This window comes from Microbulbifer okhotskensis (assembly GCF_023895975.1).
In the GTDB taxonomy this organism is placed as follows: Bacteria; Pseudomonadota; Gammaproteobacteria; order Pseudomonadales; family Cellvibrionaceae; genus Microbulbifer; species Microbulbifer okhotskensis.
Genome location: NZ_JALBWM010000091.1, coordinates 1 through 16,783, shown reverse-complemented (window position 1 = coordinate 16,783; position 16,783 = coordinate 1). Strand labels below are relative to the sequence as shown.

At 49.8% G+C, this 16,783-nt stretch carries 13 protein-coding genes; 5 read left to right on the top strand and 8 right to left on the bottom strand.

Annotated elements, in window-relative coordinates; translation table 11 throughout:
• Positions 1-33 precede the first annotated feature (33 nt).
• On the top strand, positions 34-822 hold the full coding sequence (locus MO867_RS16435) for a substrate binding domain-containing protein (RefSeq protein WP_252471096.1): 789 nt from the start codon (positions 34-36) through the stop codon (positions 820-822).
• A gap of 45 nt (positions 823-867) precedes the next feature.
• Here MO867_RS16435 and MO867_RS16430 read toward each other — a convergent pair whose 3' ends face one another.
• From MO867_RS16430 to MO867_RS16395, 8 genes are all read right to left on the bottom strand, one after another.
• The gene (locus MO867_RS16430; RefSeq protein WP_252471094.1) at positions 868-3,630 is read right to left on the bottom strand and encodes a nitrate reductase; all 2,763 of its coding nucleotides are present in this window, start codon (positions 3,628-3,630) and stop codon (positions 868-870) included.
• The gene (gene nirD, locus MO867_RS16425; RefSeq protein ID WP_252471092.1) at positions 3,630-4,076 is read right to left on the bottom strand and encodes a nitrite reductase small subunit NirD; all 447 of its coding nucleotides are present in this window, start codon (positions 4,074-4,076) and stop codon (positions 3,630-3,632) included. The genes MO867_RS16430 and nirD overlap by 1 nt, the downstream gene beginning before the upstream one ends.
• Before the next feature lie 86 nt (positions 4,077-4,162).
• Complete coding sequence (nirB, locus tag MO867_RS16420; protein WP_252471090.1) at positions 4,163-6,700, bottom strand: nitrite reductase large subunit NirB; 2,538 nt, start codon at positions 6,698-6,700, stop codon at positions 4,163-4,165.
• Between the two features lie 276 nt (positions 6,701-6,976).
• Complete coding sequence (locus tag MO867_RS16415; RefSeq protein ID WP_252471088.1) at positions 6,977-8,752, bottom strand: bifunctional protein-serine/threonine kinase/phosphatase; 1,776 nt, start codon at positions 8,750-8,752, stop codon at positions 6,977-6,979.
• Positions 8,742-10,205, bottom strand: coding sequence for a NarK family nitrate/nitrite MFS transporter (locus MO867_RS16410; RefSeq protein ID WP_252471086.1), 1,464 nt, complete (start codon positions 10,203-10,205; stop codon positions 8,742-8,744). The genes MO867_RS16415 and MO867_RS16410 overlap by 11 nt, the downstream gene beginning before the upstream one ends.
• The gene (locus MO867_RS16405; protein ID WP_252471084.1) at positions 10,195-10,356 is read right to left on the bottom strand and encodes a hypothetical protein; all 162 of its coding nucleotides are present in this window, start codon (positions 10,354-10,356) and stop codon (positions 10,195-10,197) included. The genes MO867_RS16410 and MO867_RS16405 overlap by 11 nt, the downstream gene beginning before the upstream one ends.
• Positions 10,357-10,385: 29 nt before the next feature.
• Positions 10,386-11,450 (bottom strand): CmpA/NrtA family ABC transporter substrate-binding protein, encoded by a 1,065-nt coding sequence (locus tag MO867_RS16400; RefSeq protein ID WP_252471082.1) that lies wholly within the window; start codon positions 11,448-11,450, stop codon positions 10,386-10,388.
• Between the two features lie 7 nt (positions 11,451-11,457).
• A complete protein-coding gene (locus MO867_RS16395) occupies positions 11,458-12,045 on the bottom strand; it encodes an ANTAR domain-containing response regulator (RefSeq protein WP_252471080.1) in 588 nt (195 codons plus the stop codon).
• Positions 12,046-12,187: 142 nt separating this feature from the next.
• Here MO867_RS16395 and MO867_RS16390 point away from each other — a divergent pair, with 142 nt between their 5' ends.
• The 4 genes from MO867_RS16390 to MO867_RS16375 all read left to right on the top strand — a co-directional run bounded on the left by MO867_RS16390 (position 12,188) and on the right by MO867_RS16375 (position 16,748).
• A complete protein-coding gene (locus tag MO867_RS16390) occupies positions 12,188-12,421 on the top strand; it encodes a hypothetical protein (RefSeq protein WP_252471078.1) in 234 nt (77 codons plus the stop codon).
• A gap of 317 nt (positions 12,422-12,738) precedes the next feature.
• Positions 12,739-14,292, top strand: coding sequence for a Re/Si-specific NAD(P)(+) transhydrogenase subunit alpha (locus tag MO867_RS16385; protein ID WP_309143312.1), 1,554 nt, complete (start codon positions 12,739-12,741; stop codon positions 14,290-14,292).
• A gap of 14 nt (positions 14,293-14,306) precedes the next feature.
• On the top strand, positions 14,307-15,698 hold the full coding sequence (gene pntB, locus MO867_RS16380; protein ID WP_252471076.1) for a Re/Si-specific NAD(P)(+) transhydrogenase subunit beta: 1,392 nt from the start codon (positions 14,307-14,309) through the stop codon (positions 15,696-15,698).
• Between the two features lie 213 nt (positions 15,699-15,911).
• Complete coding sequence (locus tag MO867_RS16375) at positions 15,912-16,748, top strand: hypothetical protein (protein WP_252471074.1); 837 nt, start codon at positions 15,912-15,914, stop codon at positions 16,746-16,748.
• The last annotated feature ends 35 nt before the right edge of the window (positions 16,749-16,783 follow it).

Below are 16,783 nucleotides of genomic sequence, written 5' to 3'. Positions count from 1 at the left end.
CGAGCGGTACAGTGACTATGGGGCTATAGCTGCATGAAACTGTCCGAAGTGTTGTATCGTAATACACGCAAGTTATCCTTGACTGAGGACGGAGAGAAAGTCTACAAGACGGCAGATAAAATATTGCAGCTGTATACCGATGGCCTTGGGGCTTACAATGAGGGGGAAAATCGCAGTATCGGTCGACTTAAAATTGCGATTCCAGCTGTTTTAATTCACAGCCGTTTACTGAGCAAAATTGTCTACTTTGCCAGGCAGGAGTTGGGTCTTTACCTAGAGTTTCAATGCAGTGACCTTCACGAGGACTTAATTGGTGGTGGTTTTGATCTCGCCATTCGTCTCGGCAATATGCCTGATAGCACTCTGAAAGCGCGCAAAATTTTTCAGTTGCAGCGAGTGTTGCTCGCCAGTGCCGATATGCTGGAGCGTTTTGGTGTGCCTGAGCACCCCCGTGAGCTTGAGGCCTGGCCTTGGATAGGACTGACAATGCGCCCCAATAACCGTACTTTTAATCATCGCGAGTACGGTGACTACGAGATTAATTACACTCCGGTGGCTACAGTAAATAATATTGAAGCCGCCTACCGATTGACGAGTTGTGGTTTGGGCTTGTCAGTGCCTCCCCGTTTCCTCCTTCGCCCGCAGGATGAGCTACAGGAAGTATTGCCAGCTTGGCAACTGCCCAGTTTACCGGCTTACGCGGTCAGGCCCTCGAATGCACTTTCGCAAGGCCCGGTACAGCGCCTGGTAGACTACCTGAGTGATAGTGATACCCAGCTGGCCGCTTGTCATCCCCGCAACTTACCAGAAGTTTTTAACTGAATTTACCCAGTCAATAAATTTTCTAACGAATTACAAGTCAGTATCTCATTCTGGAATAAACGCCTGGACAACACTTCTTTGCACGTTAGCATTCTTTTCGGTTGAACCCTGTTTTATTGGTGCAGCAATTGATGGTGTTTTTTCTGAAGCATTGGCAGTGCGAATAATACTCGCAATCTCTGGTTTACAGGAGCCGCAGCTGGTGCCACAGCCGAGGACTTCTCCCAGCGTTTCTACGCTGTTAAGGCCCTGGGCGATGGCATCCTCGATTTGTGGACGGGAAACCTGCAGGCAGGTACAGACGATTTTTACACCCGGTTTTATTGGGTGGAGCAGTTGTGCTGGGGATTCTGGTAAGTCGATGTCCAGATATTTTTCCAGTTGAGATCTGCTTGGGAGTTGGTGCCAGTTTTTGCCAGAAAAAATCAGTATTTTTAAGGCATTGTCGTAGGCAATCCAGCGCTGACTATTTGGCGTTGCCAATTGCTGCCAGAATAACCTGGGCTCAGGGGATAATATTTTTGACACCAGTTCTCGTCCATGAATGGGTTGGCTTGATGCTATTTCGTAGCGATAGCCAGTATTCAGGGGGACCCGATACCAATGTAGGATACTAGAGTCCGTTGCCTGCTGAAGCCAGTCCCACAGTTTTTCAGCGAAGTCTTCTCTACAAATCAGGGTGGCGTAGTGTTTGACCGCGAGCGCACTGACTTTTATCGGGATCTGTTTATATTCTGGCTGACCAGAATAGGGGTCAACTACTGAGGCTGCCAAGGCGCTGGCCTTGGCATCTTGAGCAAATGCCTCACTCCAATGGATGGGAGCAAAAACCTCTCCGGGATTTTGTCCCCCATTCATAACAGCGCGTCCAATCATTTTGCCTGCAGTACTACATAATTCAATTAATGCCCCTTCACTTATCCGATAGCTGGAAGCATCCTGCGGATTTATTTGAATTTCTGGCACTTCGCTGTGATCGAGTAATTTACGTACTCGCCCAGTCCGGGTCATGGTATGCCATTGATCACGCATGCGGCCGGTATTGAGGCAAAGGGGATAGTTTTCACTCGTTTTTTGCTGAGGTGATTGGGGAGTAATGGGGGTAAAGCGGGCGCGCTGGTCCCGGGTAAAAAATTGGCCACTGGTGAATAAACGCTTACAGCCAGCAGGGTATTCTTCGTTGACAGGCCACTGTACGGGAGTTAATGCGTCGTATTCACTGTGATCGATATTGGCGAACGCAGAGATATCGAAAGCTCTTGAGCCATTATTTTCAAAACCGGAAAGCTGGGCGTGTTCGCGAAAAATATCAGCAGGGTGTAAGTAGTTAAAGTGTTCACCGTAGCCCATCTGTTGTGCCAGCCCACAGATGGCCTGCCAATCGTGACGGGCTTCGCCAGATGGGGATAAAAAGCTACGCTGACGGGAAATACGCCGTTCTGCATTGGTGACGGTACCATTTTTTTCGCCCCAACCTGTTGCCGGGAGCAGCAAGTCTGCACAGCGTGCCGTATCAGTATTGGCGATGCAATCGGATACGATGACAAGTGGACACTTCTTCAGCGCAGTAGTAACGCGGTTGGCTTCAGGCATGCTGACGGCAGGATTGGTTGCCATGACCCAGATTGCCTTAATTTGCCCAGATTCCACTGCGCGGAACATATCCACTGCTTTCGTGCCTGGTTTAGTGGCAACACGATCCGTATTCCAAAAACGACCGACGCGTTTGATATCCTGATCCGTGAACTCCATATGTGCTGCGAGCGTATTGGCTAGGCCCCCTACTTCGCGCCCACCCATGGCGTTGGGCTGACCGGTAATGGAAAAAGGTCCCGCACCAACCTTTCCCACACGCCCAGTGGCCAGATGGCAATTAATAACCGCGCTGTTTTTATCTGATCCACTACTGGATTGGTTGATACCCTGGGAATAAAAGCTGACTGTTTTTTCTGTTGCAGCAAATTCCTGGAAAAACTCGAGCAGCTCTTCAATCGAGAGACCACAGGTAGCGGCGGTCAGTTCCGGTGACCAGTCTTGTGCAGCAACCAGCGTACCGGAAAAATCGCGGGTATGTTTGTTGATGTATTCAGTATCCAGGTAGTGATGTCTACTGAGAAAGCGCAGTAAGCCATTGAAGAGGGCGGCATCTGTACCAGGTTTGATGGCCAAATGCAGGTCAGCCATTTCACTGGTTGCACTACTGCGGGGATCAATCACAATTAATTTTGCAGCGCCGGCCTGCATACGCTGGAATAAAATTGGATGAGTCCAGGCGGCATTGGAGCCGATAAGTACAATCAGCTCGGCATGCTCCAGATCTTCATAGGAGCAGGGTACAGCATCGGCACCAAATGCACGTTTGTAGCCCACTACAGCGGAGGACATGCAAAGCCGAGAATTGGTATCGATATTGGCAGAACCAATAAACCCTTTCATTAGCTTATTGGCAACATAATAGTCTTCGGTGAGCAGCTGGCCGGATAGATAAAAGGCAACTGAGTCAGGGCCATGATCGTGAATTACCTGTTTAAAGGCATCAGCCATAAATGACAGGGCGGTGTCCCAGTCACAATCCTCTCCCTGTAAACGGGGGCGTAAAAGGCGGCCGCGCTCATCAATCGTTTCTCCGAGCGCAGAGCCTTTGACACACAGCTTTCCGAAATTAGAGGGATGCTGGGTATCGCCACTTACTGAAATGGCGGTTTCCTCCGCGCGCTCTTCCCTGTTAATTGAAACTCCACAGCCCACACCACAATAGGGGCAGGTAGTGCAGGAGCGGCGCGTGCTCAAAAATTCCTTTACGGCCATTACTGTATCTTATTGCTGCCGATGTAAACCATATCCCCATTAAATGCCAGTGGGTAGGTGGCAAGCCTGATACTACTGTCTTCCATGCAGACTCCATCGCTAAGGCGAAAGTGGTGTTTGTAAAGTGGGGAAGCAATAGTTAATTCCCCTTCCATTTCCGCAATAATTCCTCGTGCAATCACTCCAGCTTGTGCGATTGGGTCCCAGTTGTCAACGGCGTAAAGCTGCTGCTCCTGTTCGGGTAAAAAAAACAGGGCGACACTTCTTTGATCAACAGTTTTGGTCACTGTTTTCAAAGTCTCCGTTGAGTATACGGAAGTGTCGCCCCAAAGGGCACATACCCCAGAGTTGGTGACCAAGTCTGATCGCTGACAGATTGGTAACCATTGGGGGCGGGTTATGGCAAATGAATTATTTAAATTTTGTTGCAGGGCAGCCAGGCTCATAATAATTTCCTCACAAGGGATGGAAAGGATTTAAAATTAATGTTTTTACAGTTTAAATCCGGCAGATTGTCCTGCCGGAGGGATGCTCAAGCAGGTTCTGCGGTTTCCACAATTTCTTCTGTGGTTGCCGGACGTAGCTGTCCGCGCTCTTTGACAAAAATTATCTTTTCATCAGTTTGGTCGCTATTGACAAACTGGCGAAAACGTTTGAGCTTTTCCGGATCATTGATTGCGGTTTTCCATTCGCACTGGTAGGTATCGACCACTCGCTCCATTTGTGCTTCCAGTTCCGTACAGATTCCCAGCTTGTCATCAATAATGACATCACGCAGATAGTCTAGGCCGCCATCCAGATTTTCCAGCCATACCGAAGTGCGTTGTAATTTATCGGCGGTGCGTACATAGAACATCAGGAAGCGATCGATATAGCGAATAAGTGATTCGTCGTCCAAGTCGGTAGCAAATAAATCCGCATGCCGGGGACGCATACCGCCGTTACCGCAAACGAACAGATTCCAACCTTTTTCAGTCGCAATAATTCCAACATCTTTACTTTGTGCTTCGGCGCACTCTCGGGTACATCCGGACACTGCCATTTTTATTTTGTGAGGCGAGCGCAGACCTTTATAACGGTTTTCCACTTGCAAGGTCATGGAAATACTATCCTGTACCCCAAATCGGCACCAGGTATTGCCTACGCAGGATTTAACCGTGCGCAGGGATTTTCCGTAGGCGTGGCCGGTTTCGAAACCGGCATCAATCAACTCTCTCCAGATTTCTGGTAATTGTTCCAGGCGTGCGCCAAATAAATCGATTCGTTGACCACCGGTAATCTTGGTGTAGAGGTCGTAGCGTTTGGCTACTTCGCCGATCACGATCAGCTTTTCTGGTGTGATCTCACCACCGGGAATACGCGGCACTACCGAGTAGCTGCCATTTTTTTGCATATTCGCCATAAAGGTATCATTGGTGTCCTGCAGGCCAACGTGAGTTGGCTCCAGAATGTGCTCATTCCACAAGGAAGCGAATATTGATGCGGCTGTGGGTTTACAGCTCTCGCAGCCATGACCGGAGCCGTGTTTGTCCAATAGCTCGGCAAAGGTTTTAATTTCCTCCACCTGAATAATGTGAAATAGCTCCTGACGAGAGAAGGGAAAATGTACACAGAGGTGATTGTTCACTTCCATTCCCAGCACAGCCAGCTCTTCGTCGACGATATTTTTAAGCAGTGCGGCACAACCGCCACAACCGGTAGAAGCCTTGGTGGCATCTTTAACTTCGGCCAGGGAATGGCAGCCACCTGCGACAACATCAACAATCTGTCCCTTGCTCACATTGTGACAAGAACACACGGTAGCGGAAGTGGGCAGAGCGGCGGCGCCCAGAGTCGGTGCGGTACCATCTGTTGTCGGTAAAATTAATTGCTCGGGATGTTCGGGCAGCTGGATATCGTTCAGGTGGTATTGTAGTAAGGTGTCGTAGTCGTCGGTATCGCCAACCATCACAGCGCCGAGCAGCTTTTGCCCCTCGCTATCGGTAATCATGCGCTTGTAAACGCCACTCTGCTCATCGACAAAAGTAATAGCAGAGGCCCCCGCACTACGGCCGTGGGCATCGCCAATGGAACCGACTTGAACACCGAGAAGTTTTAACTTGGTGCTCATATCCGCACCAGTAAAAGTTCCTTCCTCACCGGTTAACTGGGCGACGGCGGTGCGCGCCATGCTATAACCGGGAGCGACAAGGCCAAAAATTCGTTGTTCGTATAGGGCGCATTCGCCAATAGCGAAAATATTTGAATCGGAGGTGCGACAGCCACTGTCAATGACGATACCGCCTCGTTCGCCGGTTTGTAGGCCTGCGGATTTTGCCAACTCATCCTGAGGGCGAATACCGGCAGAGAATACGATCATATCGGTGCACAGTTCGCTACCGCCTTTGAACTGCATGCGTAGGTGGCCATCGACTTCCTCAATCTGTTCGGTGGCGGTGCTAGTGTGTACCTTAACTCCGAGGGCTTCAATTTTATTGCGCAGCAGGGCAGAGCCGCCGTCATCGAGCTGGGCAGTCATCAGGCCTGGAGCGAATTCCACTACGTGGGCCTCAAGTCCCAGCGCCTTCAGGGCGTTGGCTGCCTCAAGACCGAGCAGGCCACCCCCCACCACGACCCCACTTTTGGCAGTGCCGGCGACAGAGCGGATGGAATCCAGATCTTCGAGGGTGCGGTAGACAAAGCAGCGCTCGTGCTGATGCCCGGGGATTGGAGGCACAAAAGGGTAGGAGCCGGTGGCGAGTACCAGCTGGTCGTAGGAATGGGAGATACCACTTGCGGTGCAAACGGTTTTATTTTCCCGGTCGATCTCCACAATCTTGTCATTGAGTCGGGTTTCAAAACCCCACTGTCGGTACTGTTCTATATCTCCTAGAGTCAGGTCTACTGCGGTGCGCCCGGTAAAATATTCAGAGAGATGAACCCGATCATAGGCGGGCCGGGACTCTTCACAGAAGATGGTGATATCAAAATTAGTGGCTTGTTGGTGACTGGCCAACTGCTCCAGGAAATGGTGCCCGACCATACCGTTTCCAATCACGATCAGCTTTTGATTTTTTGCATTTTCCGTCATTTACAATCCTGCCGTCTCAAGTCGTTTTGTTCGGCAGGAAGAGAACCCGGATGGAATGGCAAGGGCATCTCCTCTTCTGCCGAAGAGTACAGGCGCCGTTGCCTCGAAGTGGGGGAATATTTTGTTGGTAATTAAATACATTCAATCTTCATGCCAATTTTATTGTAAGGAATAAAGGGGACTTGGCCTGATTGTCCACATTTTTTGCAACAATGTGGTGCATTGAATAATTTTTCTGCGCTGGGAAAGTGCTTAGTCGAGTTTTGTGTATTTGTCCTAGAAAAAATACAGCAGATGAGAGAGTAGTAACAATAGTGCCAGCAACTGCCAGCACAGGAGTGGATTGCGTTCAAGCAAAGGGCGTTTTTGCGGTGCCTTGAATTGCGAGTTGGGAATTTGCAGATCCTGCACAAATTCCGATAGTGCGTTGTAGCGTTTCATAGGATCTGTAGCGCAGGCTTTTTGTAAGGCCGCGTCGATCCAGTGAGGAATATCATTGCGGTATGAAGAGGCATTAGTGAACCGCATTTGATTGTAACTTTTTAGGCGATAGTGATGGTTGCCGAGGCGCTCCGGGTAGGGGTACTTGCCAGTGAGTAACTCATAGGTGATAACGCCCAGGGAAAATATATCTGAACGGTGGCTGGCACTATCGCCGAAAAAAAATTCGGGCGCCGCGTAATTCTTGCTGCCGGGGGGGCATTCTCCAGATAGATGCAGCTGCTCCCGGAGACCGGGTCCGTCAGCACCACCGAGATCGATAATCACCAGGCGGCCATCGTTGCGCATCATGATGTTTTCTGGTTTGAGATCGCCGTGCACAATCTCCAGACGCTGCAGGCTGCGCAGCGCACTGACCAACTGGCCAAGTAGGTCCCGTACCTGATGAATCTTGGGTTGGGGGTTTAGTTGCATCCATTGCCGCAAGGTTTGCCCCTCAATATATTCGAGAATATGGTAAAGGCATCGTCTCTCAGTAGCAGGCGCAAACGCTTTAATAATTCCCGGGTGGGAGACGCGTCGCCCGGTCCATTCCTCGGCAATAAAGCGCGTGATATACAGAGGGTCATCACAAAAATTTACCGAGGGAGTTTTTATGACGCGCAGGGCATCAGTTTCCTGATCGCGTGCGAGATACAAGTGGCTGCGGCTGCTGGCATGCAGTTCTTGCAGGATAAGGAATCGATCGAGTTGCTGACCCGGGCGCAGGTCTGGTGCGAAAGGCAGTTCGCGGTTGCGCATGGCCAGCTCATCGCACTGGGGTAACCCTACGGAGTTCACCCGACAAACTATGCCGCTCAGATTGTCGGTAGAGCCTGCCTGCAGGGCCGTATCAATTAGTTGTCGGGGTGTGGAACTACAAAAGTCGAGCAATAGTTCGGTCAGAACCATTTCAGAGAGGAAATCGTGGATACCATCACTACTGATCAGGAAAATATCATCGAGCTGTAATTCTTCGCAGCGGTAGTCCACATCGATATGGGCATCCATGCCGAGAGCGCGGCTGAGAAAAGTGCGTCCAGGCCCCAGAGTGTGGCTGTGGTCACGACTCAGGCACTCCAGTTTGCCATGACGCACACGATAGATACGTGAATCACCGATATGCACTAAATGGGCGCTGGTACCTTTAAAGATAACCGCAGAAAACGTGGTCAGCCATCCTCGCCTGATTTCGCTACTTCCGCCACTTTGTCGAAATAGCCAGCTGTTGAGAGAGTGCAGCACCCGTGCAACGGCGTGCTTTGTCGACCAGGTTTCCGGGGTACTGTAATAGTCGGAAAAGAAGCCATTGATTGCAGCACGAGCCGCTTCGCCACCGGCCTCGGCATTAGCGACACCGTCGGCCACTGCGGCAAGGCTACCGTGGCGCTGCAATTCGGCGCTCGCGGGGAGACGCACGGCACAAGCATCGTCATTATGCTGCCGAAGACCTGCGCAGGAGGCGCTGAATAGCTGCAGTGCACCTTCGGAGTTGTGCTGCACATTAGCAGTAATTGCGGGACCGTCGCAGAGTGGTCCCGCTGTGATTATCGTGTCGTTATCAGGCGACATCGATCATAGACACGCTGCCATCGGGGAGTACTTCGGCCATTTGTCCCTCCGGCTCCTCAAGTAGAAGTAGGGTGGCAAAACCGAATAGTGCTGTGGCGCAGATGACCAGGAAAAATGTTTGGTAGGACACCATGCTCAATACGGTGAGGTAGAAAACTGCCCCGACATTACCGTAGGCGCCAGTCATACCGGCAATTTGCCCAGTGAGGCGACGTTTGATTAGGGGCACTACCGCGAATACAGCCCCCTCGCCAGCCTGTACAAAGAAGGAACAGGCCATGGCAGCGGCTACGGCCAGGTACAGAGGCCATTCGGCATCAATCAGGCTCATGGTGAAATAGCCCACGGCTAAGCCGGCAGTGAGTATTAACAAGGTGGGCTTACGGCCCCAGCGGTCGCTGATCAGTCCGCCGGCGGGGCGTGACATCAGGTTCATGAAGGCATAGGCGGAACCCAGCAGGCCAGCTTTAATCGGATCGAGGGTAAAAGTTTCGGAGAAGAACAGTGGTAGCATGGAAACAACGGCCAACTCGGAACCGAAGGTGGCAAAGTAGAGTAAATTTAACACGGCGACTTGCTTGAATTTGTAGCGATGCATGGGCGCTGGTGGATTGCTGAGTACTTCGCGGTTGATGCTGTAAGTTTTACGTGCATCCAGCAAATAGAGCAGTGTCAGACCACAATAAATCAGATTGGCAGAAAGGTTGGAGATCAAGGGGACCCCATTGGACAGCTTCCAAGTGAGCAGTGCGAGCGCTGCATACATGGGTACTTTCATAACCAGTAACAATACGAAGTCTCCAGGACTGGTGACTTCCATTGCACCGATATTTTTGGGCTTAAAATAAGTTGATCCCTTGGGAGTATCGGTAACGGAAAAATAATAAATTACGCTGTAAACCAGTGAGATAGCCCCGGTGAGGCCAATGGCGTAACGCCAGCCGTCATCACCGCCAAATAACAGGGCGATAGTGGGCAGGGACATGGCTGCGGCTGCTGAACCAAAGTTACCCCAACCGCCATAGATACCTTCGGCGGTACCCAGCTGACGGGCGGGAAACCACTCCGATACCATACGAATACCCACTACGAACCCCGCACCAATAAAACCGAGCAGGAAACGGCCGATTGCCGCCTGCACAAAGTTGTCAGCCAGGGCGAAAATAAAACAGGGCACACTGCCTATGGCTAGTAGTAGGGAATAAGTCAGCTTCGGCCCATACTTGTCGGTAAGCATCCCGATGATGATTCGTGCAGGGATGGTCAGGGCTACGTTCAAAATGAGTAGCGTTTTCACCTGGTCCGATGTCAATGAGAGACTCTTAGAGATCGCCATTAACAAAGGGGCGTGGTTAAACCAGGCAAAGAATGTGATAAAGAAGGCCACCCAGGTGAGGTGGAGTATTTTTATCTTCCCGCGGAACGAGAATAGATTGAGAGATTCACTGGACATGCGCATTTCCTTTGATTGCTAATTCCGCAGGCACAAAAAAAAGCCCAAAGCCACAGCCGCTTGGCTGCAGATGATGGACTTCGTTGCCCGTGTATTCGGCGAACAACCGCTTCACCGCGCTGATGCACCCGAGGTAAGGCAATTGCATCATCGAATTATTTCCATTCAATTAATGTGCCATTATTTTTGTGCGTGCAGGAAATCTACCGTTTGTTGGTAGAGCTCCGGTCGAAAGGCATCCGCTGTCTGACCGTTGGCTCTGTTGGGATCGGTATACATTTCCAGAAACTGTTGAGCTTTTTCTTTGCTGGGGCGACCACAGTCGTTCTCCAGGTGGGCAAAGAGGTGCCACCCGGGGTTAACCAGAAATTTCTGACCCTGGCGATAGAGAATTAGGTCATTGAGTGAACGCTGTATCAGCTCTTCGGGCAGGTTTAAGTATTGTTCCTGTGATAATAACTTGGCGGCGGTGCATCTGTGAGCGCGGGCTGCAAGCCAGGTACAGGCTTTGAGCAAGGCTGCACGCAAGGCCAGGTGGGTGGCTGGGTAGGCTTGGTGCCAACTATCAGTAACCGTAAGGACCTTTTCCGGCATTGCTGGCAACAGGGTATTGCAAGCGGCAATAACCACACCGGCCCCTTTGTGAGCGGCGAGGGTATTCCAAGGCTCCCCTACACAGTAACCGTCGATAACGCCACTGTGGAGATTTTTCATCATTTGCTCGGGCGGAAGTACGACCAGCTGTACATCTCTGTCTGGATCGATATTGGCGGAGCGCAACCAATGACGCAGTTGCAGACTATGGCTGGAAAAAGGATAAACAGTGGCGAGTCTTACCGGTGGCGAATTTGAGTTTTCATCACGGTAACGTTTCAATGCTAAAGCTATATCCCGGTGTGATTCGCTTTTTCCGTAGTGTTTCAACCGCTTGAAAAGCTCCGTGGACAGGGTAATGGCGTTGCCATTGCAGCTGAGAATAAGCCCACTTAACAATCGTTCATGACAGTTGGGTAAAGCCTGATGCAGAGTGAGTGGCATCGGCGCTAACATGGCGGCAGCATCGGCAGTACGACCTATTAATTTATCACGCAGCGTAGCCCAAGTGGTTTCCCGTTGTAGCTGTACATCCAGGTCAAACTGGTGAAAGTAGCCTTTCTCCTTAGCGATAATTAACGGTGCGCTGTCGGTGAGGCGCAGGTATAGCAATTTAAGGGATTTTTTTTCTGGACGCAGGAGGGCAGACATCGGTAGTTTAGTGCTCAATCTGGAAATAATGGATAATTTTTTCAGCGACGCTATGAATGGTTGAGTTGCCGTTCATTGCAAGGTTACGCAGGGTTTTGTGTGCATCATCTTCGCTGAGATTTTTCTTGGCCATTAATAAACCTTTGGCTCGCTCAATGGTTTTTCGCTCTGATAACTGCTGTTTGGTTCGCTCAAGGGTCTGGCGCAGTTGTTGAAAGTTCTTGAATTGTGCCATAGCAATTTTTATGGCCGGCGCAACACGTTCCGGTGTTATCCCCTCTGCCATGTAGGCACTGACTCCGGAATCGACGGCACGGCTAATGAAGTCAGCGTTGCCGCTACTGGAGAACATAGCCACGGGTGTGGGAGCTTCTCGATTGACGATTGCCAGGCTTTCTAAAATATCTCGATCCGGGGATTCGATATCGATCAATACGATATCAGGACGATATTTCTCTACCTGAAAGAGTAACCCTTCGGCACTATTGATTTGAGCGAGAATGGTATAGCCAGCTGCACGTAACCGCTCACAAACTAGGTGAGCGCGCTCGGGGTGGTCATCAACCAGCATGATTCCGGGGCTTCTGTTAGTCACTGTTTACTGCGGTACTCGTCTAATAATTTTTATAAGGTTGTCCAATTGTTAATCAATAGTTGTGCCAAATAGGCTGGGGAGGTTTTGCAGAGTAAACTGTAACTTTCCATCAAGTGCGAGTAATTAGCTCTGCTATTTTTTGGTGCAGCATTCTGAAGATATCGCTTTTTCTGCACAAGTAGCGGGCTGTGTGGGATTTGGGCGGTCTATCAGTGAGTCTCGGCTCTTTCAACGCAAAATTAATTGTGGAGAAATGGTTGTTTTGGCGGGGCTATCATTTATAGAGTGGCTTTATATGATGGTTATCATGCTATTCCATCAAAAGCAGAAAAAATTTAATGGAGTTACTGCTTGTATTGGTGGAATTTTTTATTGAATAAATAGTCACTAACGACTATTTATTCAATAAATCTTGCATTGATCGAATTAACAAGTTGCAGGAAATTACTTTTAAGTTGCCTGCAAGTCGAGTTGGTTACAGTCGAGACGATTGTTATCTTATTAGTTTGATCCACATGCTTATTCGGTATACTTTCATAGCCTTATAAATTTCACCAATTACCGCTATCAGTCTATTCCTCTTTCCATCCCCTGTTACGGCGTTTACACTCGATTTGACTATAAATTGGGCAACCCAATACTTTTCGAGGTAGATGTAGCAGTAAACTCATAATACTAACTAAGAGAGGCACGGTGGTGAGAATAGCTATACCTAAAGAGACTGCAGAGGGCGAAGCGCGTGTTGCAGGAACTCCCGATAGCGTAAAACGCCTGTGTAAGTTGGGCTTTTCCGTAACGGTGGAAAAGGGGGCTGGTAGCAGGGCCAGCTTTACAGACGACGCTTATATCGAGGCTGGTGCGCAGATTTGCGAGGATATTAACGAGTGCCTTGCTGATGCTCGGGTGGTACTCAAGGTTCAAGCTCCCACAGATGCGGAGTTGGCCTTAATTCCTGAAGGGGCAACGCTGATAGCCTTCTTGAAACCGGCACAGAGCGGTGACTTGCTACAGAAATTGGCTGACAGAAAAATAAACGCTCTGGCGATTGAGTCTGTTCCCCGTATTTCCCGTGCGCAAAAAATGGATGCGCTCAGTTCAACGGCCAATATCGCTGGATATCGTGCGATCATTGAGGCCGCACATAATTTTGGACGTTTCTTTACCGGTCAGATTACTGCTGCGGGTAAAATACCGCCCGCCAAGGTACTTGTGATCGGTGCGGGAGTTGCAGGTCTTTCTGCAATTGGTACCGCGAAAAGTATGGGCGCTATCGTCAGAGCTTTTGACACGAGAGCTGAAGTACGTGAGCAAGTAGAGTCAATGGGCGCAGAGTTTCTAACGGTCGAGATTGAGGAGGAAGGCTCTGGCTCCGGTGGTTATGCCAAAGAGATGTCGAAGGAGTTTATCGATGCAGAGATGGCACTGTTCAGAGAGCAGGCCAAAGATGTTGATATTGTGATAACCACCGCATTGATCCCCGGTAAGCCGGCGCCTAAGCTTTGGTTGGCGGACATGGTTGACAGCATGCGCAAAGGCTCTGTGATCGTCGATCTTGCAGCCGAAATGGGTGGTAATTGTGATTACACGATTGCTGATGAAAAAATAGTACACAATCATGTCACCATTATTGGCTATACCAACCTACCTAGCCGTGCTGCCAGCCAATCCTCAAGGCTTTACTCTACTAACCTTGCTCACCTGCTCTCCGAACTGACGCCAGAAAAAAATGGTGAGATTTCCATTAATTTCGATGATGAAGTTATACGGGGAGCCACGGTAGTCAAGAACGGTGAAATTACCTGGCCACCGCCAGCAGCAAAAATTTCGGCGCAACCCAAATCCACGGCTAAACCCATCGAAGATGTGAAAGCTGCTGTAGAGAAAAAAGCAGATAAGAAAAAGTCTCCTCTGGCAATTTTTGGTTTTTGGATAGTCGCTGCGGTTCTCTTACTTTGGTTGGGCAAGGTGGCACCACCAGACTTTGTCTCTCACTTTACGGTATTTATTCTCGCCATTTTTATCGGTTGGCAAGTTATTTGGAATGTCTCTCATGCTCTGCATACGCCGCTAATGAGTGTGACCAACGCGATTTCCGGCATCGTAGTTGTCGGTGCACTACTACAGATCGGGGCTACAGGTTCCGGCTTGGTAACCTTGCTGGCGTTTGTTGCGGTGCTGGTGGCAAGTATTAATGTATTTGGTGGGTTTTTTGTGACCTATCGGATGCTGAAAATGTTTAGACGTTAAGGGGAGAGATCGAGATGAACGGTATGATTGCAATGGCTTATCTCTTTTCTGCGGTAATGTTTATTTTGAGTCTTGGCGGGCTTTCCAGCCACGAAACTGCACGCAGAGGAAATATTTACGGCATTGTCGGCATGGCTGTGGCTATTATCGCAACCATTGCCGGCATCGTTGCCGGTGCACTGTGGATGGTCGTGATCGCAATGCTGATTGGGGCGGTAATTGGCCTCTCATTGGCAAAGCGTGTTGCCATGACCCAAATGCCACAAATGGTGGCTTTGCTGCACAGTTTTGTTGGGCTTGCAGCTGTGCTGATTGGCTGGGGAGGATTTTTAGCCCCTCAGGTAAGCCTTCACGGTTCGGCTCATGTTGTGCACAGCACAGAAATTTATCTGGGTGTTTTTATTGGTGCAATTACTTTGACGGGTTCGTTAGTGGCTTTCTGTAAGCTGCAAGGGCTGGTGTCCGGTAAGCCTCTTACTCTACCCGCGCGTCATTGGCTCAACCTAGCGGCGATAGCAGCCTGTATTGTGCTTGGGGTTCTTTTTGTCCCCGCTGAAATTAATCCTGGCACGGTGATAAATTTACTGCTGATGACCGCTATCGCGCTTTTGCTGGGGATACATCTTGTGGCCGCCATTGGCGGTGCGGATATGCCTGTTGTGATATCTATGTTGAATAGCTATTCAGGTTGGGCTGCAGCTGCGACCGGGTTTATGTTGGGTAATGACCTGCTTATTGTTGTCGGTGCCCTGGTCGGCTCCTCAGGTGCCATCCTCAGCTACATTATGTGTCGCGGAATGAATCGCTCTTTCATCAGTGTTATTTTGGGTGGATTTGGCTCCGATGGCGGTGAAGTGGCGGTAGATGAAGTGGAAGGGGAAGCTATCGCCGTGGATCTGGAAGAGCTTGCCGAAGACCTGAAATCTGCGGATAACATTATCATAGTGCCAGGCTTTGGTATGGCTGTAGCGCATGCTCAGCAGGCTGTCAGTGATCTGACCGATCGGCTGCGGAAGATGGGCAAGACAGTACGTTTTGGTATTCATCCGGTAGCGGGTCGTTTGCCTGGGCACATGAATGTATTGTTGGCCGAGGCCAATGTGCCCTATGACATTGTTTTGGAGATGGATGAAATCAACCCGGATTTTCCGGGTACTGACCTGGCCATGGTCATTGGCGCAAATGACACCGTTAACCCGGATGCGGTAGAGAAGCCTGGATCGCCGATCGCTGGGATGCCGGTATTGGAGGTATGGAAAGCGGGTAAGGTCGTTGTTCTCAAGCGCTCTATGGCTTCAGGTTATGCCGGAGTTGCCAATCCATTATTCTATAAAGACAACGCGCGCATGCTTTTTGGGGATGCCAAAGATAGTTTGCAGGGGGTGCTGGGTAAGCTGAGTGACTAATCATACAGTCGTGCTATTTATTGGTCTCATGTAAATACACCGCCAGTCAGGGCTTGAGCTTGCTTTCTTAGCGCAGCAGGCTCAAGCCCTTTATATTTTATTCATAGTAAATTTACTTTGATGAAAAATTCGAATATCGCCTAGAGTTTCTATTAGTGGTAATCTCAGCGCCTTTACATATCTTTGCAGAAGAAAATAAAAAGGAGTTGGGGAATGGGAGTCCATCTACGAAATTTTGCCTTACAGGGGCTGATTGCGCTTGGGGCTTTAGGCCTGGCTGCTTGTGGCGGGGGCGGCGGCAGTGATTTTGAGTCTAGCGGGGCAGTGACCCCGGACCCAGCCCCGGTTGGAGGTTCTTGGGAAAAGGACAATTTTCTGCCGGTTTCGACTTTTGCTGGTTTGTGTGTTTCCCCCAGAAGCGGTACTGACCCTATTACGGGTTACGATTACGATGAGACCTTAGGCACCCGTCAGGATGAAAATAACTGGTTGCGCTCAATGAGCAATGAGCTCTATCTTTGGTATGGCGAAATTCAGGATCAAGATCCGTCTAGTACAGATGATTCTTTAGCCTACTTTGAAGAATTAAGAACATTTGCCCTGACCCCCTCCGGCCGTGAGAAAGATCGTTTTCACTATACGATTCCTACCGATGAATGGTTGTCGCAAACCGAATCGGGGGTCTATGTTGGCTATGGATTGCAGTGGGCACTTTTGTCAAGCACTCCACCCCGTAAAGCCGTCGTTGCCTACCTTGATGAGGAGGGGGGTGGAAACTTACCAGATGTTGTTACCCGAGGTGCTGAAATAATCAGTGTTGATGGTGTCAAGTTGGCTAATGGTGATGATGTAGATGCCTTAAATGACGGAATGTGGCCTGAGGGGGAAGGTGAATCTCACACGTTTGAAATTCGGCCCTTAGGCTCAGCGGATATCGTCACCGTTACCTTGGTTTCATCTGCAGTAGAAGCTGACCCAGTACAGCATGTAAAGACAGTGTTCACAGACTCAGGCCGGAAAGTGGGTTATATGCAGGGCTGTCCCATATAAATCGGTGTAAAAACGAACAGAATAGACCTAAAATA